Annotated in this window: 19 protein-coding genes; 5 read left to right on the top strand and 14 right to left on the bottom strand. The window is 68.5% G+C overall.

From position 1 onward, the window contains the following. Positions 1-4 precede the first annotated feature (4 nt). The gene (locus EZH22_RS01860; RefSeq protein ID WP_203194124.1) at positions 5-856 is read right to left on the bottom strand and encodes an ABC transporter permease; all 852 of its coding nucleotides are present in this window, start codon (positions 854-856) and stop codon (positions 5-7) included. 86 nt (positions 857-942) lie between these two features. Beyond that, on the bottom strand, positions 943-2,046 hold the full coding sequence (locus tag EZH22_RS01855; protein WP_203194123.1) for an ABC transporter substrate-binding protein: 1,104 nt from the start codon (positions 2,044-2,046) through the stop codon (positions 943-945). A gap of 174 nt (positions 2,047-2,220) precedes the next feature. Here EZH22_RS01855 and EZH22_RS01850 point away from each other — a divergent pair, with 174 nt between their 5' ends. Continuing rightward, positions 2,221-3,060, top strand: a complete 840-nt coding sequence (locus EZH22_RS01850) for a transporter substrate-binding domain-containing protein (RefSeq protein WP_203194122.1) — start codon at positions 2,221-2,223, stop codon at positions 3,058-3,060. Next, positions 3,000-4,130 (top strand): cytochrome-c peroxidase, encoded by a 1,131-nt coding sequence (locus EZH22_RS01845; RefSeq protein WP_203194121.1) that lies wholly within the window; start codon positions 3,000-3,002, stop codon positions 4,128-4,130. Before EZH22_RS01850 ends, EZH22_RS01845 begins: the two co-directional genes overlap by 61 nt. Before the next feature lie 3 nt (positions 4,131-4,133). On the opposite strand, the gene EZH22_RS01840 is transcribed toward EZH22_RS01845, so the two are convergent. The 5 genes from EZH22_RS01840 to EZH22_RS01820 all read right to left on the bottom strand — a co-directional run bounded on the left by EZH22_RS01840 (position 4,134) and on the right by EZH22_RS01820 (position 9,028). Then, a complete protein-coding gene (locus EZH22_RS01840; protein WP_203194120.1) occupies positions 4,134-4,949 on the bottom strand; it encodes an ABC transporter ATP-binding protein in 816 nt (271 codons plus the stop codon). Continuing rightward, complete coding sequence (locus tag EZH22_RS01835) at positions 4,946-5,770, bottom strand: ABC transporter permease (protein WP_203194119.1); 825 nt, start codon at positions 5,768-5,770, stop codon at positions 4,946-4,948. The genes EZH22_RS01840 and EZH22_RS01835 overlap by 4 nt, the downstream gene beginning before the upstream one ends. After that, positions 5,760-6,641, bottom strand: a complete 882-nt coding sequence (locus tag EZH22_RS01830; RefSeq protein ID WP_203194118.1) for an ABC transporter permease — start codon at positions 6,639-6,641, stop codon at positions 5,760-5,762. Before EZH22_RS01830 ends, EZH22_RS01835 begins: the two co-directional genes overlap by 11 nt. 232 nt (positions 6,642-6,873) lie before the next feature. Beyond that, complete coding sequence (locus EZH22_RS01825) at positions 6,874-7,986, bottom strand: ABC transporter substrate-binding protein (RefSeq protein WP_203194117.1); 1,113 nt, start codon at positions 7,984-7,986, stop codon at positions 6,874-6,876. A 73-nt stretch (positions 7,987-8,059) separates the two neighbouring features. Then, positions 8,060-9,028, bottom strand: a complete 969-nt coding sequence (locus EZH22_RS01820; RefSeq protein ID WP_169124060.1) for a TauD/TfdA dioxygenase family protein — start codon at positions 9,026-9,028, stop codon at positions 8,060-8,062. Between the two features lie 192 nt (positions 9,029-9,220). Here EZH22_RS01820 and EZH22_RS01815 point away from each other — a divergent pair, with 192 nt between their 5' ends. Next, entirely contained in the window at positions 9,221-10,846 is a 1,626-nt protein-coding gene (locus EZH22_RS01815) for an FAD-binding protein (protein WP_203194116.1), read from the top strand. Beyond that, entirely contained in the window at positions 10,843-11,166 is a 324-nt protein-coding gene (locus EZH22_RS01810) for a 4Fe-4S dicluster domain-containing protein (RefSeq protein WP_203194115.1), read from the top strand. Before EZH22_RS01815 ends, EZH22_RS01810 begins: the two co-directional genes overlap by 4 nt. 64 nt (positions 11,167-11,230) lie before the next feature. On the opposite strand, the gene EZH22_RS01805 is transcribed toward EZH22_RS01810, so the two are convergent. The 6 genes from EZH22_RS01805 to EZH22_RS01780 all read right to left on the bottom strand — a co-directional run bounded on the left by EZH22_RS01805 (position 11,231) and on the right by EZH22_RS01780 (position 16,228). After that, positions 11,231-12,058 (bottom strand): ABC transporter permease, encoded by an 828-nt coding sequence (locus EZH22_RS01805; protein WP_203194114.1) that lies wholly within the window; start codon positions 12,056-12,058, stop codon positions 11,231-11,233. Further along, entirely contained in the window at positions 12,055-13,257 is a 1,203-nt protein-coding gene (locus EZH22_RS01800) for an ABC transporter substrate-binding protein (protein WP_203194113.1), read from the bottom strand. Before EZH22_RS01800 ends, EZH22_RS01805 begins: the two co-directional genes overlap by 4 nt. Positions 13,258-13,281: 24 nt before the next feature. Continuing rightward, positions 13,282-14,049, bottom strand: coding sequence for an ABC transporter ATP-binding protein (locus tag EZH22_RS01795; protein ID WP_203194112.1), 768 nt, complete (start codon positions 14,047-14,049; stop codon positions 13,282-13,284). Beyond that, positions 14,046-15,125 carry an acyl-CoA dehydrogenase family protein gene (locus EZH22_RS01790; RefSeq protein WP_203194111.1) on the bottom strand — a complete coding sequence of 360 codons (1,080 nt, stop codon included), beginning with the start codon at positions 15,123-15,125 and terminating at the stop codon, positions 14,046-14,048. Before EZH22_RS01790 ends, EZH22_RS01795 begins: the two co-directional genes overlap by 4 nt. Beyond that, positions 15,122-15,688, bottom strand: coding sequence for a carboxymuconolactone decarboxylase family protein (locus EZH22_RS01785; protein WP_203194110.1), 567 nt, complete (start codon positions 15,686-15,688; stop codon positions 15,122-15,124). The genes EZH22_RS01790 and EZH22_RS01785 overlap by 4 nt, the downstream gene beginning before the upstream one ends. Positions 15,689-15,814: 126 nt before the next feature. After that, entirely contained in the window at positions 15,815-16,228 is a 414-nt protein-coding gene (locus tag EZH22_RS01780) for an RrF2 family transcriptional regulator (RefSeq protein ID WP_203194109.1), read from the bottom strand. Between the two features lie 227 nt (positions 16,229-16,455). On the opposite strand from EZH22_RS01780, the gene EZH22_RS01775 reads away from it, so the two are divergent. Then, the gene (locus EZH22_RS01775) at positions 16,456-16,713 is read left to right on the top strand and encodes a hypothetical protein (protein WP_203194108.1); all 258 of its coding nucleotides are present in this window, start codon (positions 16,456-16,458) and stop codon (positions 16,711-16,713) included. A 159-nt stretch (positions 16,714-16,872) separates the two neighbouring features. Here the strand turns inward: EZH22_RS01775 and EZH22_RS01770 are convergent, their stop codons facing one another. Next, entirely contained in the window at positions 16,873-18,480 is a 1,608-nt protein-coding gene (locus EZH22_RS01770) for an ABC transporter substrate-binding protein (RefSeq protein WP_203194107.1), read from the bottom strand. Between the last annotated feature and the right edge of the window lie 73 nt (positions 18,481-18,553).

Below are 18,553 nucleotides of genomic sequence, written 5' to 3'. Positions count from 1 at the left end.
CGGCTCAGCCGTCGTAGCCCTGCTTCCACTTCAGCACGCGCTTCTGCGCGAGGAACATGGAGCGGTCGATGGCGAAGCCCACGAGGCCGATGATGACCATGCAGACGAGCAATTGGTCGGTGAGCAGCAGGCCCTGGGCGCGGAAGATGAGGAAGCCGAGGCCCTCAAGGCCGGAAAGCCCCTCCGCCACCACAACGAGCGCCCAGGCGAGGCCCGCCGCATAGCGCAGCGACACCATGATGGATGGCATGGCGGCAGGCAGGATCACCTTGCGGATGAGCTGCCAGCGGGTGAGCGTGAGCACCTTGGCGAGCTCGATATAGTTCTTCTCCACGTTGCGGATACCCTGCAACGTATTGAGGAACACTGGGAAGAAGACGGACTTGGCGATGACCAGGATCTTCGCCGGCGCGCCGATGCCGAGCCAGAGCACGATGAGCGGCAGCCAGGCGATGCCCGGGATATGGCGGATCGTATCGAAGGTGGGGCCGAAGAATTCCTCGACCTTGCGCGACAGCCCGGCGGCGATGCCGAGCAGGAGCGCGGCGGCCGATCCATAGATGAAGGCCTGCCCGACGATGTTGATGGAGGCGAGGAAGTCGAAAGCCAGCTTCTGCTTGGTCAGCATCTTCCAGAATGCCGTCACCACCGTGAGGGGGGCGGGCAGAAAGACCGGATCGATCCATTTGTAGGTCGCCGCGGTCTGCCACAGGACCAGGATGATGAAAGGCAGAATGAAGCCGGTGAGGTTGGGCAACTGAAGCCCGCGCCGACCGGGAGCTTCGGCGTGCGCCGGCAGGTCCACGGTGGCCGCTTCGACCGCCGCGGCCTCGATGGTGTCGGATGTGTGGGACATGCTGAGGCATCCGGCTGGAAACGAGAGGAATTAAGGACGTCGCCGCCGGGATTGGGTCCCGGCGGTTGAGTTCAGGCCGGATCCGATCAGTTGTAGATCGAGTATTCGCCGCCGGCGAAGAAGCGCCCGTCGATGAAGGCGTCGATCTGTGCCTCGGTGAGGCTGCGTTCGGCGAGAATGTCGTCGCCATTGGCCACGTACCAAGCCTGGAACGTCTTGATGGCGTTGCGGGCGCGGTCGGCATTGGGCTCGCCGGCCATGAACTCCCATTCGCCCGCATGGCTGATCTGGAACTTCGCCACTTCAACGGGCACGCGGGTCTTGTCGGCGACGATCTGGGCCGCCTCGTCCACATGGTCATAGGTCCACTCGCGGGTGCGTTCGCGCGCGGCGAGGAAGGCTTTGACCACCTGCGGATACTTGTTCACGAAATCGCGGCGGGCGAAGTAGGTGACGCGGCCGGCATTGTTCACATAGACGCCGTCGTCGGGCGAACGGCCGATCACCTTCAGCTTGCCGGAGAGCCAGGCCCCGGCGAACGCCCCGGCGGCGAGGTGCGCCGTGGTCGCGTCGGTGGCGCCGGTGAGGACGGACGTGATGGCAACCGCCGAATTGTCGATGGACGTGTAGCGGATCCGGCCCTGCTTATCTCGGGAATCGAACGGCAGGCCAGCCTTGGTCGTCATCTCGAACGGCGAAGACCAATAGCAGGAGATGCGGCTCGATCCGAACTTCTTGCCGTCGAGATCGGCCACCGAATTGATCTTGTCGTTGTCGGCGCGGGCCAGAATGGGCGCGCGATAGCGGTTGGAGGGCTCGGACGCCCAGATGACCACGCCGTCGAGGCCATTCGCGCGGTGCACGGTGGCCGGATAGATCATGCGCTGGGCGATGGCGATGGCGCCGTTGTTCACCGCCGCGGATTCGGCGCCCACGAGGTCGGCGCCGCCGGAGGCGATGAGGTTCACCTTCTTGACGCCGATCCGGTCGAACTCGTCTTTGAAGATGCCCTTCTCCTGCGCGATCACCGTCCAGGGCGTCAGCTGCAGGTTGATGGCGGTCAGCGGCTCGTCGGCGCGGGCGGCCGGGCTGCCGCCGGAGAGCGACGTCGCCAGAAGGGCGGATGCGGCAAGCGCGGAGAAGGCGAGGGCGCGGCCGGTCCGGGATGTCGGCAGGGATAGGCGGGGCATGAATCTCTCCCGAAGGATGGTGAGCGGGGCAGGGCGCCGATCACGGGCACCGCTTGCAATTTTGATATAATCGAGTGATTTTATAGAAAATATCAAGCGATGTTTTGCCCACAGCGGGCGCCGCCCGCACTCCGCTCGCCCTCGATCCAATCATTTCAAGGGATTGCCAAGCCAATGGCCCGGCTCCACCGGCCTCCTCTATTCCTCGCGGCGATATTCGTGGCGGCGATGGCCGGCGCGCTCGCCGCCACCTTGCTCCTTCTCGCGCCGCGGGGCGCGGATGCCCACGCGAACACCCAGGTAGGCGGGACGCTGCGCATCGGCATCGGCTGGCTGCCGCCTCCGGAGACGCCGGACATGCGGCTATACGCCGAGGAAGGATTCGATCTGGACCTCGCGGCCGAGATCGCGCGGGGAATGGGTGTCCGTCCGGAATTCATCCTCGTGGCGCCGGATGACGCTGCGCAGGCGCTTGCCGCCGGGGAGGTCGATCTCGTGGTGGCCCGCGCCGGGGCTGGAGATGGGCTGAGACGGGGTGCCCGGATTGTCGAGACGGGTTTTGAATCCGGCCTGAGCATCGCCATGCGGTCGGACCGTCCGCTCGCGTCCTGGGCCGATCTGAAGGGCCGTGTGGTCTGCGCCTCGGAGGCCAACCGCCACGGTCGCGACCTCGCCCAACGCCTTGGCGCAACAGTGAAAGTCGAGCGTGCTCCGGCTGTTGCGCTGATGCAGGTGCGGACCGGCGAATGCGATGCTGCCATCCACGATCGCGTGCTGCTCGACCCCTTGTTCACCAAGCTCTCGTGGCAGAAGTTCTCCGCCACCCTGCCCGCGCTGGAGCCTACGTCCCTGGTGGTCGCCGTCTCACCCGGAAATGCTGATCTGGCTCAAGCGGTTACCGGCGCGCTCAAGGATGAGACGAGCCCGGAGCGGTGGCGGCAACGACGGGAGAAATGGGCGTCTACCGTCTCGTTCGAAGTCTATCGCGACCAGGTGGCGGCGGACTGCCATTGAGGTTCGCTCGCGCCCTCCGACCCGTATTGCTGGTGGCGCTAACCCTTGCCAGTGCAGGGTTTTCTAAGGTGGAAGAGCGGGGCGGGGCGCTGCGGGCGGCCTATGCCGGACCGCCAGCCTCATGGCCGCGGCCGGACATTGATGCCGATGTGGCCTTCGTCGAGATAGGGGTGCCGCCCCCGCCAGCGCCTTCCGGACCCAAAGCCGTGCTGGGGGCGAAGCTATTCGCCGATCCACGGCTGTCCGAGGACGGGCAAGTCGCCTGCGCGTCCTGCCATGATCCGGGGCATGAATACAGCGTGCCGGAGCGGGTAGGGCGGGGGATCGGCGGCGCGAAGGGGCGGAGAAATCCGCCATCATTGCAATTGGTTGCGACCCGAACGCGGTTCAATTGGGACGGCCGGGGTAGGGATCTTTCCGCCCGCGTCCTCGCGCCTTTGAGCGACCCCACGGAGATGGGACGCGACCTGAATTCGGCCCTCGCCCGCATCGCTCGGACCGAGCTGGAGGGGGATTTCCGGGCCGTCTTTGGAGCGGAGGGGCTGACCGCGCGGACCCTGGCGGAAGCCCTCGTTGCCTACCTGAATACTATCGATACTCCCACCCGGCTCGACCGCTTCATCGAGGGCGATCAAGCCGCCCTGAACGACACCGAACTGGTCGGCCTGCACCTCTTCCGCACCAAGGCGAGATGCATGAATTGTCATTTCGGGCCAACGCTTTCCGATGGCCTGTTCCACAATCTGCGGCTCTCCTTCTTCGGCGAGCCGGCGCAGGATCTCGGGCGGTTCGAGGTGACTGACAGTCGGGACGATGTCGGTAGGTTCAGGACCCCGTTTCTACGGCATATCGGTGCCAGTCAGCCCTATATGCACAACGGATTGTTTCCGACCCTCGCCGGCGTGGTCAATTTCTACGATCGCGGAGGGGGCGAGGTATGGGCGCGGAACGCGGAGGAGGCGGCCCGTCCCCTCTACCGGGACGCCGTCCGCCTCTCCCCCCACATCCGCCCCCTGGGCCTGACCGAGGCGGAGAAGGCGGCGCTGGTCGCCTTCCTCAACGCGCTCTGATCGTCACCGCGCCCGCCCCTCGCCCAGGGAGACGCCGAGCAGCTCCAGCACCCGATCGCGCAGGGCGACGAAAGCGGGGCTGGAGCGGTCGGCACGCGCTTCTTCCGGCACCTCCAGCACGGCGGCGATGCGGCCGGGGCGGGGGTGAAGGACGACGATGCGGTGGCCGAGGAAAACCGCCTCGTCCACGTCGTGGGTGACGAGCACGGCGGTGGCGCCCTCATGGGCGACGATGCGCTTCAGCTCGCCCTGCAGGCGCAGGCGGGTGAGGGCGTCGAGGGCGCCCAGGGGCTCGTCCAGCAGGAGGAAGCGGGGGCGGTTTGCCAGCGCCCGCGCGATGGCGACGCGCTGGGCCATGCCGCCGGAGAGCTGGGCCGGATAGGCCTTGGCGAAGGCCTCCAGCCCCACCAGCTCCAGATGCTCCGCCACCGACCGCCGCCGCGCCGCCGCATCGAGCCCCGAATGCAGCAGGGCGGCGCCTACATTACCCTCCACCGTCAGCCACGGCAGCAGGCGGTGCTCCTGGAACACGATGGAGCGCTCCGGCCCCGGCCCTTCCACCGGTCGGCCATCGAGGCTGATCTCCCCGGCATAGTCGAGATCGAGGCCGAGGATGAGCCGCAGCAAGGTGGACTTCCCGCAGCCGGAGGCGCCGACGATGCTCACGAAGCTGCCCGCCTCCACCGAAAGCGAGATATCGGCGAGCACTTCGACGGCCTTGCCGTCGACCACGAAGGCCTTGCTAACATGGCGGATATCGAGGGCCGGAACGGCGGTGGCGGGGGGCTGCGGGGACGGAGAATGGAAAGGGGCATTCATCGACTGTTCCAGCGGATCAGGAGGCCTTCGGCGCGCTCGGCCAGCGTGTTGAAGCCGAGGCCGATGAGGCCGAAGAGGAGGATGACGAGGAACAGCAGGTCGATCTCGAACAGCTGGCTGCCCTCATTGAGCCGCCCGCCGAGGCCGGGGGAGATGTTGAGGAACAGCTCAGAGCCCACGGTGGCGAGCCAGGCGTAGATGAGCGCGCCGTGGAGGCCGGTGAAGATCATGGGCAAGGCATGCGGCAGCGCGACGAGCCGCATGTAGTTCCAGCGGTTCAGCAGCAGCACGTCGGAAAGCTCGCGATAGGTGGCGGGCACGAGGCTGATGCCGCGCCATGTGCCGATGACCACCGGCTGGAAGGCGGCCACCGCGATGAAGGTGATCTTGCCCGTGTCCCCACCGCCGAACCACATGGCGAGCAGCGGCACCCAGGCGAACAGCGCCGTCTGCCGCTGCGCCAGCACCGTGGGGCCGACGATGCGCCCGACGAGGGAGGAGGCGCCCAGCAGCGCCCCCAGCGCAAGGCCCGCCGCGACGCCGATGACGAGGCCGGAGAGATTGCGCCGCAGCGTCTCATGAAGGTCGTGCAGCAGCGTGCCCGCCGTGACCTCGCGGATGAGGCGCTGCACCACAGCGAGCGGGGAGGGCAGGTATTTGGCCGGCACCCAGCCGAAGTGATGGGCGGCGAACCACAAAGCGAGCAGGGCCGCGAACGCCGTCCATGGGCGCCAGTCGATCCGGCGCGTGACGGTCCGCAGGGCGGTGCCGGCGCGGGCTTGGGCGGGAAGAGTGGTGGCGGCGGTGGCCTCAATGGACATCGCGCGTCCCCCGCTTCCACGGCTGCGCCCGGCGCTCCAACCAGCGCAAACCGAGGTCCATGGCGAGGCCGGCCAGGGCCACCACGATCATGGCGATGATGACGAGATCGAGCTGGAACAGCTGCCGGCCCCAGGTCATCAGATAGCCCAGCCCCTCGAACGAGGCGAACAGCTCGGCCAGCACCAGCGTCTGCCACGCATTGGCGAGCCCCTCGCGCAGGCCGGCGAAGATGGAGGGCACCGCGCCCGGCAGCACCACGAGGCGCAGGGTGTCGCGCGTGTTGAAATGCAGCACGCGCCCGAGCTCCCGGAAGGCGGGGGAGACGTTCTCGATGCCGCGCGCCGTGCCGAGGATGATGGGGATCGCCGCCGACCAGCCGATGACCACGTATTTCAGCGGTTCGTCGATGCCCATGAACAAGGTGAGGAGGGGCATCCAGGCCAGCACGTTCACCCGCGCCACTGCCTGCACCGGCGGATAGAGGAAGGCGCGTACGGTCGGCGAAAGCCCCGCCGCCGCGCCGAAGACGAGGCCGAACAGGGCACCGAGCCCGAAGCCGACAAGCACACGGTGGGTCGAGATTTCCAGATGGGTGGCGAGCGAGCCGTCGGCGATGAGGCTGGAGACGGTCTCATAGATGGTCGCCGGGGCGGGAAGGATCTGCTCCGGCACGATGCCGAGGCGCGCCGCCCACCACCAGGCCACCAGCAAAGCGAAGGGAAAGGACAGGCCGAGCAGCACGGTGCCGAGGGGTGTCGGGCCGGCGGGCCCCCGCCTCCCGGCACGTCGTCGGGCTGCGGAAGCCGTCGCAGTGCCGGCGCGGGTGGATTGGTCGAAGGCCGGTTTGTCGAGCGTTTCTGCAAGGCTCATGCTGTGTCACCTTCCGTCTCTGCTGCGTGCCAAACGCCCACCCGCGCTCATGTCGCCCCGCTCGCCGCTGGTCATCCTCCGCCTCGTGCGGGGGATCCACGGTGCGGCCGGGCGCCGTATTCGGCCTGAAACACCCGATGCGGGTCCCGGTGGATGCCCCGGACGAGCCGGGGCATGACGGCGCTGATGGGAAGGCAGGGGCGCCTCATGCCGCCCCTTAGTTCGACGCCCCCTAGTTCGACGCCTTCTGGTCGATGCTGCCGCGCGTCTCGATGTTTCCGCGCCCGTCGCGGGTGGACCAGAAGTCCTCCAGCTTCAGCGTCTTCAGCGCCGCGTTGAGATAGGTGCGGTCGAACCAGTGGTCTATGTCGGGATCGCCCTTCAGCAGGCCGTACTCCTTGGCGGCCTGGGCTTGTTCCTTGTAGCGGGCGACCACATAGTCGTCGATCAGCGGATTGACGATGAGGGAGAGCCGCACCCCGTCGAAGTTGGTGACGAAGGTTTCCTTGGGCAGGCCCGAGAGCGCCCAGGCCTCGAACGCCTCGTCTCGGTTCTGGTCCTGCGAGATGAAATGGGCGGCCTTGATGAAGGCCGTCACCACGCGCTGGGTGAGGTCCGGGTGGGCGGCCGCGAAGGCCTCGGTGACGAAGTAGGAGGAATTGCGCCCCAGCGTCGGGTCGTCGCCCTTGGTGGTGTAGACGATCTTCACCACGCCCTTGGCCGCCAGCGGCAGATATTCCTGCCCGCCGAACACGGCATCCACATTGCCGGAGGTGAGGGCGGCGACGGCGGCGTTGGCATCGAGATTGATGAAGCGCACGTCCTTTTCCGAAAGCCCGTGCAAGGCGAGGATGCGGTCGGTGGCGTTCTGCAGGTTCGTGCCCTTGAACAGGGCGACCTTCTTGCCCTTCACGTCCTCCACCTTGGTGATGGTGCTGTCGGTGGGCACGGCAAGGAAGATGGGGTTGTTGCGCCCGGTGGCGAAGATGAACTTGTGCTTCAGCCCCCGCGCCCGGCCGACAATGGCCGGCAGATCGCCCAGCAGGAAGAAATCGAGCTGGCCGGAGGCCACGGATTCATTCAGCGCGGGGCCCGCCCCGCGGAAGAAGGTCCATTCGATCTTCACGTCCTTGTCGTCGGCGAATTCCTTCTCGATCAGTTGGCGGGCGCGGGCATAGGTGGTCGCATCCCCATAGGAATAGGCCCGCTGTTCCGCGCCGACGCCGGGATGGCCGAAGCGGATCACCGTCTCGGCCGCCGCGGGGACGGCGAGGAGCGCGAGGCAGAGGAGCGCCGAGGCGGCGTGGGCGAAGGGGCGCAGAACCGGGCGCAGCAGGGCAGACATCGGTCTCGAACTCCTGAAAGGGGCCAGAAGACATGCCGGCGGCCGGGCCTGCCGCCCGCCGGCCTACGCGGGATCAGGCGGCGCGGTCGGCCGGCTTGTCGAAGCGGTTGCGAGTGACGCTGGTGCGGCCGTCCACGCTCACCGGCACCTCGCCGTCCACGGTCACGCGGCGCACGACGCGGTGGGCGTCGCCATAGTCGTTGACCGCGTAGTGCTGGGTGGAGCGGTTGTCCCAGACCGCGACGTCGCCGGCCCGCCAGCGCCAGCGCACGGTGTTCTCCGGCGCGGTGATGTGGCTCTGGAACAGGTCGTAGAGCTTCTGGCTGTCGCCCTTGTTGAGGCCGACGAAGCGCTGCACGAAATTGCCGAGCACCAGCGAGCGCTCGCCCGTCTCGGGATGCACCCGCACCACCGGATGGTCGGTCTCGAAGACGGTCTTCGTGAAATTGCGGTCGAACTGGCGGCGGTCGTCGTCGGTCGCGTGGGGGCGCACGGCGGCATAGTCGTATGCGTTGGAATGGGTCGCCCACAGGCTGTCCGCCAGCTGGCGCAGCGGTTCGGGCAGGCGATCGTAGACGGCGGCGGTGTTGGACCACACGGTGTCGCCGCCCGCCGCCGGAATCACCACGCCGCGCAGCACGGAAATCTTCGGATAGGCGTCCACGAAGGTCACGTCGGTGTGCCACTGGTCGGCCCGGCCGGCGCCCTGGCCGCTGTCGCGCTCGCCGGTGCGGCGGGTGTCCAGCTCCAGCACCGAGGAGGTGCCGGCGAGCGCCCCGATGGTCGGATGCGGCACAAGCCCGCCGAAGCGCGCGCCGAAGGCCTCCTGCGCCGCGTCGTCGAGATGGTGCTGGTCGCGGAAGAACAGCGCCTTGTGCTTCAGCAGCAGGCGGTGGATCTCGTCGAACAGCGGCTGCGGCAGGTCGCCGGCGAGGCGCACATTGCGGATCTCGACGCCGATGCGCCCGGAGAGCGGGAGGATATCGCTCTCGGGAATCGCGGGCTCCGGCGTGTTGGGAAGGGTGCTGATCGAAGCGCTCATGGGGCCTCCTGACAGGCTGCGGCGGACGAAGCGGCCGCGCGTTTCCCGGCGGCCGAGGGACATTAATCTTGATATTTTCAAGTAAGTCTATAAACTAAATGAACATTATATCGACGTTATTTGGCGCCGTCTGCGCTTCGGCTTCGCGCGATAGCGCGGCGGCCGGCGTTCGCGAGGGCTTCGGGAGGCATCATGGGCTTTTCATCTTTCGCCCCGTCCGGGCTCCACCTCACCTGCGACGTGCTCGTGCTCGGCGGCGGCCCGGCCGGCACCTGGGCGGCGTTTGAGGCGGCGCGGACGGGCGCGCGGGTGGTGCTGGCGGACAAGGGCTTCTGCGGCACGTCCGGCGCCACCGCGCCGTCCGGCACCTCCATCTGGTATGTCGAACCGGACCCGAAGCTGCGCGCCGCCGCCATCGTCAGCCGCGAGGCACTGGGCGGCTTCCTCGCCGATCGCGCATGGTCGGCCCGGGTGCTGGAGACCACCCACGCGGCGCTGCATGAACTCGGCGCGCGCGGCTATCCCTTTCCGGTGGACGGCGCCGGCAATCCCATCCGCGTCTCGCTGCAGGGGCCGGAATATATGCGCCTCATGCGCAAGCTGGCGAAGGGCGCGGGCGTGCGCATCCTCGATCACTCCCCGGCGCTGGAACTGCTGGTGGACGAGGCCGGTGCGGTGGCCGGCGCACGCGGCATCCGCCGGCAGCAGGGGGATGGCTGGCAGGTGGATGCCGGCGCGGTAGTGATCGCCACCGGCGGCTGCGCCTTCCTCTCCCGCGCGCTCGGCTGCGCCGCGCTCACCGGCGACGGCCACCTGATGGCGGCGGAAGCCGGTGCGGACTTTTCCGGCATGGAATTCTCCAACGCCTATGCCATCGCGGCGGACTTCGCCTCGGTCACCAAGACCCTGTTCTTCAAGTGGGCGACCTTCACCGACGAGGCCGGAGAGGTGATTCCCGGCGCCGCCTCCAACGGAGGGCGCTCGGTGATCGCGCGGCATCTCCAGAAGGGCCGGGTGTTCGCGAGGCTCGACCGCGCCGACGCGGCCATGCAGGCCAACATGCGCGCGGCCCAGCCCAATTTCTTCCTGCCGTTCGACCGCATGGGCATCGACCCGTTCACGGACCGCTTCCCCATCACGCTCCACCTCGAAGGCACCGTGCGCGGCACCGGCGGGCTGCGCATCGTCGACGAGACCTGCGCGACCCGCGTGCCCGGCCTCTATGCGGCGGGGGACGCGGCGACGCGCGAATTGATCTGCGGAGGATTCACCGGCGGCGGCAGCCACAATGCCGCCTGGGCGGTCTCGTCCGGGCGCTGGGCCGGGCGCGCCGCCGCGGAGTTTGGCCGCCGCGCCCCGAACGGGCGCGTGCGCCGGGGCGCCGGCACCGCGGGGCTGCGGGACGCCGGCGCCCGCCCCTTCGATCCCGCCGAGGCGGCGCGCACCGTGGTGGGCGAGGTCCACCCCTTCGATCGCAACTATTTCCGCACCGAGGAGGGCCTGACCCGCTCCCTCGACCGTCTCGACAGCCAGTGGGCGCGCCTGACCGCCTCCGCTCCGGCGGATGGCACCAACGTGCTGCGCGCCCGCGAGGCGGCGGCCATGACGGCGGTGGCGCGCTGGATGTACCGCAGCGGGCTCGCCCGGACCGAGAGCCGGGGGATGCACCGCCGGATCGACCATGCGGCCGCCGACCCGGCGCAGCGCCACCTCCTCACCGCGGCAGGTCTCACCGAGGTGTCCGTCTCCCACCGGCCGGCCCCGCCCCTTGCGGCGGATGCCGCGGAGCAGCGCTCGAGCGAAGGGATCGCGGCATGATCGAGCTCATCAGCGCCGCTCGCTGCACGGGCTGCAACATCTGCGTCGCCGCGTGCCCAACAAACGTGTTCGCGTCGTCCCTGTCCGGCCCGCCGGTGATCGCCCGGCAGGCGGATTGCCAGACCTGCTTCATGTGCGAACTCTATTGCCCCGAGGATGCGCTCTACGTGGCGCCCACCGCCGGGGCGCCCCTCGGCCTCGCAAGCGAGGCGGACGCGCCGCTCCCCCTCGGCACCTATCGCGCCGCCATCGGCTGGACCCCCGCCACCGCCGCCAACCGCTCGGTGGACGCCATGCACGCGGTGCTCTCGGCGAAATAGCGGGCGACGGCTCGGTTTGGCTTCCCTTCAACCGAGCCTTCCCCTGCGCGAGCCGTCCAGCGGCTCAGGCCCAGCGGCGGCAGAGCGCCCGGGCGAGGGCATCGAGGGCGAAGCCGAGCACGCCGATGAGCAGCACCATGGCCATCAGCTCGGAATAGGCCAGCCGGTCGCGTGTATCGAGGATGAAATAGCCGAGCCCGGCGGAGACGCCCAGCATCTCGCACGGCACCAGCACGATCCACAGGATGCCGATGGCGAGGCGCACGCCGGTCAGGATGTGTCCCGTCACCCCCGGCAGGATCACCCGCGAGAGCATCTCCCACCGCGTCGCGGCGAGGCTGCGCGCCAGCAGCAGCCAGCGCGGGTCCAGCTGGCGCACGCCGGCAGCGGTGGACAGGAGGATCGGCCACACGGCGGCGAAGGCCAGCAGGAAATAGATGGGCCGGTCGCCCACGCCGAACACCATCACCGCCAGCGGCATCCATGAGAGCGGCGAGATCATGCGCAGGAACTGGAAGGCCGGCGTGGTCGCCGCTTCCAGCGCGCCGAACGTGCCCACCGCGAGCCCCATCGGCACGCCGATGGCCAGTGCGAAGCCGAGGCCGATGAAGATGCGTTGGAGGCTCACATAGACATGGATCGGCAGGTCCGAGTGCAGCAGCAGGCCGCCGAGGCTGGCGAAGGCGCTCGCCGGCGAGAAGCGCCGAGCGAAGCTGCCGGGGGCGGCCAGCACATCCGTGCCGAGCCACCATAGGGCCAGGAGGACGAGCAGGCCGGCAATGCCGAGCAGCGGCCGCGAAAGTCCGCCGCCCCGCGCGGTGCCTTTCGGGCGCGCTTCGCTCTTCGGATTTGTGCCGGCGGCGAAAGATCCCTGCTGCGGTTCCGCATTCAAGGCGCGATCACCTCGGTGCGGGTGAAGGTGTCGGGGAAGCCGAACGCCGGCAGGCCGCCGTTGGCTGCCAGCGCCGCCTTGACGAAGCGGTCGTCCACCAGCTGCTTCGCTGCCGTCGCGGGGTCGAGCTTGGCGAGGAAGGCACCGTCGCCCTCGATCAGCGTGCCCTTGAGGCGCCGGACCAGTTCCTCGGTGTAGCTCGGGAACGGATAGGGCTGGAAGTCGATGCGCTTCTCCTTCCAATCGGCATGGCGGATGGCGCCGGACTTCAGATAGGCCTCGGTGTCGGCCTCGGGCGGGGAGAGCACCTTGTCGAGCACCGCCTGGGCATGGGGCGTGTAGCGGTTCGGCCCTTCCTTGGAGAGGAGGCGCGCGGTCTCGGCGCGGTTGGCGCGGGTCCACAGCTGCGCCTTCACGATGGCATTCACCACCTTCTGCGACCACTCCGGCCGCCCGTCGAGATCTCGCTCATGCATGAACACCACGCAGCAGGCGTGATCCTTCCACACGTCGCCGGTGAAGCGGAGAATTTTGCCGATGCCCTGCGCTTCCGCCACCGCGTTGAACGGCTCGGCGACGATGTAGCCGGCCACCTGACGGGTGGCGAGGGCGGGCGGCATGTCGGCCGGGGCCATCACCACGAGGTTGACCTCATTGGCGGCGGGCGTGCCGGTCTTCTTGGTCACGGGGGTGAGGCCGTTTTCGCGCAGCAGGTTCTGCACCACCACATTGTGGATGGAGTACCAGAACGGCACCGCCACGGTCTTTCCGCCCAGATCGGCCACGCTCGAAATGTCGGGGCTGACGGTGAGGGCCGAGCCGCTCACATGGTTCCAGGCCACGACCCGCGCCGGGGCGCCGGAGCCGAAGCGCGCCCAGACGGTCATGGGCGACAGCAGGTGGATGACGTTCACCTGACCGGAGATGAAGGCCTCGATCACCTGCGCCCAGCTGCGCAGCAAGACGGGCTTCTCTGCCTTCAGGCCCTCGGCCTCGAACAGGCCGTTGGCATGGGCGACCAGCAGCGGCGTGGCATCGGTGATGGGCAGGTAGCCGATGCGCACCGGGGCGTCCGGCTCCTGCGCGCGGGCCTCGGCGGCGCGCAGCAAAGGCAGGGCGCCGGTAGCGGTGAAGAGGGCGGACAGCTTCAGCATCTCGCGGCGGGAAAAGCCGCCGCGGGGAAGGCAGGCGATGCACATGGTGGGTCTCCTCGTCGGCGGGCGTCAGTGGTGGCGGACGGCGCCACGCAGCGCCTTCAGAATGTCGATGCGCAGGGCGCCGAGGGTCGCGACCTCGTCCCGGCGCGGGCGGGGCAGGTCCAGAGTCCAGCTCGCGACCTGCCGGGCCGGCGCGCCGCCGATGAGCACCACCCGGTCGGCGACCAGCAACGCCTCGTCGATGTCGTGGGTGACGAGCAGGGCGGCCGTGCCGAAATCGGCGACCACCTTCAGCAGCAGGTCCTGCATCTCGGCCCGGGTCACCTCGTCGAGGGCGCCGAAGGGCTCGTCCAGAAGCAGCACTTCGGGCTTGCGGGCGAGGCAGCGGGCGAGCGCGGTGCGTTGCGCCATGCCGCCGGATAAGGCGGAGGGCGGCAGGTGGCGGGCGTGGCCGAGCCCCACTTCGGCAATGGCGGCATCGACGCGCAAGCGGCGCTCCGCCGGAGATACGGGGGGCTGGCGCTTGAAATCCAGCCCGAAGGCGACGTTGGCCTCCAGCGTCAGCCATGGCAGCAGGCAGGGATCCTGAAAGGCGACGGCAAGGCGCGGATGCACATCCTCCAACACGGTGCCGCCCATGCGGACGGTGCCGACGCTGGGCCGCTGGAGCCCGCCGAGGACGCGCAGTAGGCTCGATTTGCCGGCCCCACTGGGTCCGAGGATGGCCACCACCTCCCCCGGCTGGATGGCGAGGTCGAACCCTTCCAGCACGGGCGCGGGCGCTCCGGGATAGCTGAGCGCGATGCCCTCAGCCGACAGGACGGGAACGCTCATGCCGCGCTCTGGCGCTGCGCCGCGAGCGCCGTCTTCAGCTGCACGAGGCTCGGCGTGATGACGGGCACGAAGGCCGCCTCCCGCCAGCGGCGGGCGAAAGCGGCACCGGCGGCGGTGAGATAGGCCCGCCCGCCCGTCGCCTGCAATTCGAGGCCGATGGCTTCCGCCACGATCTCGGCGAGGGCGATGCGGATGCGGAACAGGGCCGCCGGCTGGGTCTCGAAGGCCCCCGTCTCCAGCCCCTCGGCCAACGCGCGCTCCTGAGCGCGCAGTGCGGCGGCGAGCGTGGCGAGCGGTTCGGCGAGGATGTGGCGGCCTGCGCCCGCAGCTTCCCGCGCCGCTGCGATGGACCGGCGCGCGAGGCCGATGGACATGCCGCACTGGAAGGAAAGGAAGGCCGGGCGCACCTTGGGCAGCCAGGCGTGGGCATCCGCCGCGATCACGCGATCCGGATCGATGCGAACGCCCGTGAGCGCCACCGCCGCCGTGTTGGTGGCGCGCAGGCCGATGAGGTCGAGATCGGCCGAGCGTTCGATGCCCGCATCCTCCGCCGCGAGGGACGCGACGAACGCGCCGGGACGGTCCGCATGGGCGACCGCGGCGGCGAGATGGAAGGCATCGGGCGCGAGGTTCGTCACCCACGGCAGCCTGCCGTCGAGCCGGAAGCCCTCGCCTTCGCGGCGCGCCGTGACCTGAAGGTCTTCCAGGCCGGCGAGGAACTTCATGGCATTGGACAGCCCGGTCGCGCCGGCGACGCGTCCGTGCAGCAGATCCGGCAAGAGTCGCCCGGCCAGGGTCGTGTTGGGGCTCTGGAGCAGATATTCCACATAGGTCCGATGGCCCCAGAAGACGAAGCCGGCGGCCAGCGAATGCGCGGAGACGTCGGCGATCGCTTCCACCACGTCGATGGGGCGCCCGCCCACGCCGCCGGCCGCCTCAGGCACGCCGATGGCGAAGACGTTGGCAGCGGCGAGGCGCGGCAGGACATCGGCGGCGGCGCTCACATCGGCATCGAGCCGAGGGGCATTGTCCTCCAGCCAGGTGGCGAGCGAGGAATCGAGCGCGTCCGCCATCATGCGGCGCTCTCGCGGGGCGCGTCCCAGCGGAACGGCTCGAGCTGCGGATTGAGGGGCGGGGCGCTCAGATTGTTGGCGAAGTTGCAGAGGGTGGCGAGGCTCACCCCCAGCACCACCTCCAGCGCCGCCTTGTCGTCGAAGCCGGCGGCGCGAAAATCGGCGAGGTCGGCGTCCTCCACCCGGCCACGGCTGGCGATGACGGCCTTGGTGAAGCGGGCCACCGCCTCCAGCCGCGCATCCGGGACATGCCCCCGCTCGCGCAGCGCGGCGATGATCGCCGGGTCCAGCCCAGCCTTGGTGACGATGGCCGTATGGCCGGCGACGCAGAAGCCGCAGCCATGCTCCGCCGCCGCGGTGATCTGCACCGCCTCGCGCTCCGCCAGGGAGAGGGAGCCGCGGGCGTTGATGCCGGAAACGGTCAGATAGGTCTCGAGCGCGGTGGGCGCATTGGCGAGGACGCGCAAGAGATTCGGCAGGAAGCCGTTGCGCGCCTCTGCCGCCGCCAGCAGGTCCTTCGCCTCAGTGGGGGCATCATTCAACGAGCGAAGGGGCAGGCGCGACATGGGACTCTCCTAATTTCAAGTCAGTTTATGTATTTTGTTCTGATGTGCAATATGGCGGCGTTGTGCCTACGATATGAGCAGGTGCGCTGGCGCGGCCCAGCCAATCGCAGGGCGGCCGTGGCGCCCTCAGATGTAGTCGACGAAGGCTTGGAGCCGGTCGCCGGAAATGTCGCGCAGGTCCGCGAGGGAGCAGTCATCCATCACCTCACGGATGGCGGCGTAGGCCTTCGCCATCAGCAGGCGGATGGTGCAGTTCGGGCCATCGCAGTCAGGGCAGGGCTGGTAATCCGTGCTGCCGACGCAGGGCAGGGGCGCGAGCGGGCCGTCGAGGGCGCGGATGAGGGCGCCCACATTGATCTGGTCTGCCCCCCGCGCCAGCCGATAGCCGCCGTGGCGCATCTCGCCGAGGATCACGTCCAGGAATTTCTTCGGGATGTGGTTGGCGTCGGCGATCTCGGCCACCTGAAGCGCCTTGCCCTCGGGCTGGTGCGCGAGGAAGACCGCGGCCTTGAGGCCATACTTGCCCTTCTTGGTCAGCATGGCGCTCAGGCGGCCCGCGCGAGTGGACCAGGAAGGTTCGGGAGATCCCAGGTGCGGATCGGCTCGATCATGACGCGCTCCAGCGAGGAAAAACGCAGCGGCCCTGCTGCGACGCATTTTATAATTGATTGAATCAATAGAATAAGTAAATTTAAAACACGTCGCCTCACCGGCCTCCCCCTTCAGGCGGGGATACCGGAGCGGCGTGCAAGGCCCGGAGGGCGATCATGGCCGACGCAGACAGATCGAGCGACCCATCGAGTGTCCCGGCTTCCGCCGGCATCCTCGTCTTGTCCGTAGCCGGCCGGCGTGCCGGGCTCGCCTCGCGCCATTCCGAGGGCTTTCTCTTCCACGCCTGCGATCATCTGTTCAACGACATCGACGGCCGCCTGTTCGCCTCCATCGGCGACATGCGGATCGCCGCGCGCTGCCTCGCCTCTCTCGAACGGCTGAGCCCGCGCGCGCTCAGGCCCTGGCCCGGGTGACCTCTCCCGCCGGGTTTCCGCCGCCGGGGTTCCTGGCCCCGGCGAGATGGTCCGGCATCCGGCGGCCCCCTGCGGCCGCTGTTTCCAGAGTTCTCCCGCAACTTATCCCCGGGGGTCCCTCGCGACCCGCCGGGGATTTTTTTGTCCTGCCTGCCGCTTCTATTCGGCGAGCCAGATATCCTTAAGCGAGGACATGGCCCCGTCCGGCCGCACCGAAACGCCGCGGACATTGGTGTTGTAGACGGTGAACTGCTTCAGCTCGAGCAGCGGCAACACCGGCAGATCGCGCTGCACCCGGCGCTGCAGCTCGTGGAACAGCGCCACGCGCTGCTCGGGATCAGCGGCGCTCTTGATGCCCTCGATCACCTTGTCCGTGCCGGGATCCGCATAGCCGGACGCATTGGTCCAGGGGATGCCGGGCGCGATGGATTTCGACCAGAATTGCCGCAGCAGCCCCAGCTCGGGATCGATGAACACGGAGAACTGCCCCGTATTGATGTCGAAGTCATAGGAGCCGTAGACGCGCCGCACGAAGGCGCCGAGATCCTGTGAGCGCACATTCACCTCGACGCCCACGCGCTTCAGGTTCTGGCGGATGTATTCGGCGGTCTTGCGGAAATTCTCGTTGAAGGGCTGGAAGTCCTGATTGATGGAAAAACGCACGCCATTGGCGCCGCGCTTGTAGCCGGCCTCGTCCAGAAGCCGCTCGGCCTCCTTAGGGTCGAAGGGGTAGGTCGGCACGTCCGCGGTGTAGAAGGCCTTGGTGAAGGAGGGGATCGGCCCGGTGGCCGGGGTCACGAGGCCGAACCACACGGTGTCGGCGAGCCCCTGCCGGTCGATGGCATGGGCGAAGGCGCGCCGCACGCGGATGTCGGCCAGGATCGGGTTCCTGAGGTTGAATTCGAGGAAATAGTATTTGGCGTTCCACTCATAGCCGCGCGATTCCACCTTGAGGTTGGGCAGCTTGCGCACCCGCTCGATGTCGGCGAACGGCACGGGATCGAAGGCGGCATAGCCCACGTCGCCGATCTCGATCGCCGCCGCCCGCGCGCCGCCGTCCGGGATGAAGCGGTAGATCACCCGGTCGAGATAGGGCTTGCCGGCATCCCAATAGTCCGCATTGCGCACCAGCTCGATGGCCTCGCCCTTGGTCCAGGACTTGAACTTGAAAGGCCCGGTGCCGACCGGCTCGACATTGTGCGGGTTCTTCAGGATGTCCGTGTTTTCATAGAGATGCTTCGGCAGCACCTGCCCCTCCCAGGCGTTGAGCGCCGACAGGACGACGAGGGAAGGGGCGCGAAAGCGAAAAATGGCAGTATAGGCGTCGGGCGTCTCCACATCCTCCAGCTCGGCGAAGGTGAGGCGGCCGCGCGAATGCACCTTCTTCCAGATCTCCAGCGCGCTGAAGCGCACGTCCGCCGACGTGAAGGGGGCGCCGTCGTGCCACTTCACGCCGTGCCTGAGATGGAAGGTGAGGGTCAGCTTGTCCGGCGAGATCTCCCAGCTTTCCGCCAGTGCCGGCTTGAGACCGAGATTGTCGTCATAGGCGACGAGGCCGTCATAGATGTTCACCGAGACGGCGCCGTTGGAGAACTGGTTGTTCACGGTGGTGGTCAGCACCGTCGGCTCGGGCTGGATGATAGTGACGAGCGTGCCGCCGCGCTTCGGCGTCCCTTCGGAGGGGCCTGTCTGGGCGAGGACCGTCGCGGGAAGCAAGCCGATGAAAGCAGCCGCGACGGCGAACAGCTTGAGGGCACCTGAGCGCATGACCCTGCCTTGTGGATGGGGGAGGAGAGACCGGCCGGTGCCGCGCGCCATTCTGCCGAGCGGACCTTCCAAG

The organism is Xanthobacter dioxanivorans (assembly GCF_016807805.1).
GTDB lineage: Bacteria > Pseudomonadota > Alphaproteobacteria > Rhizobiales > Xanthobacteraceae > Xanthobacter > Xanthobacter dioxanivorans.
Note: the sequence above shows the minus strand (reverse complement) of the source record. Positions and strands in the feature narration are given on the sequence as shown.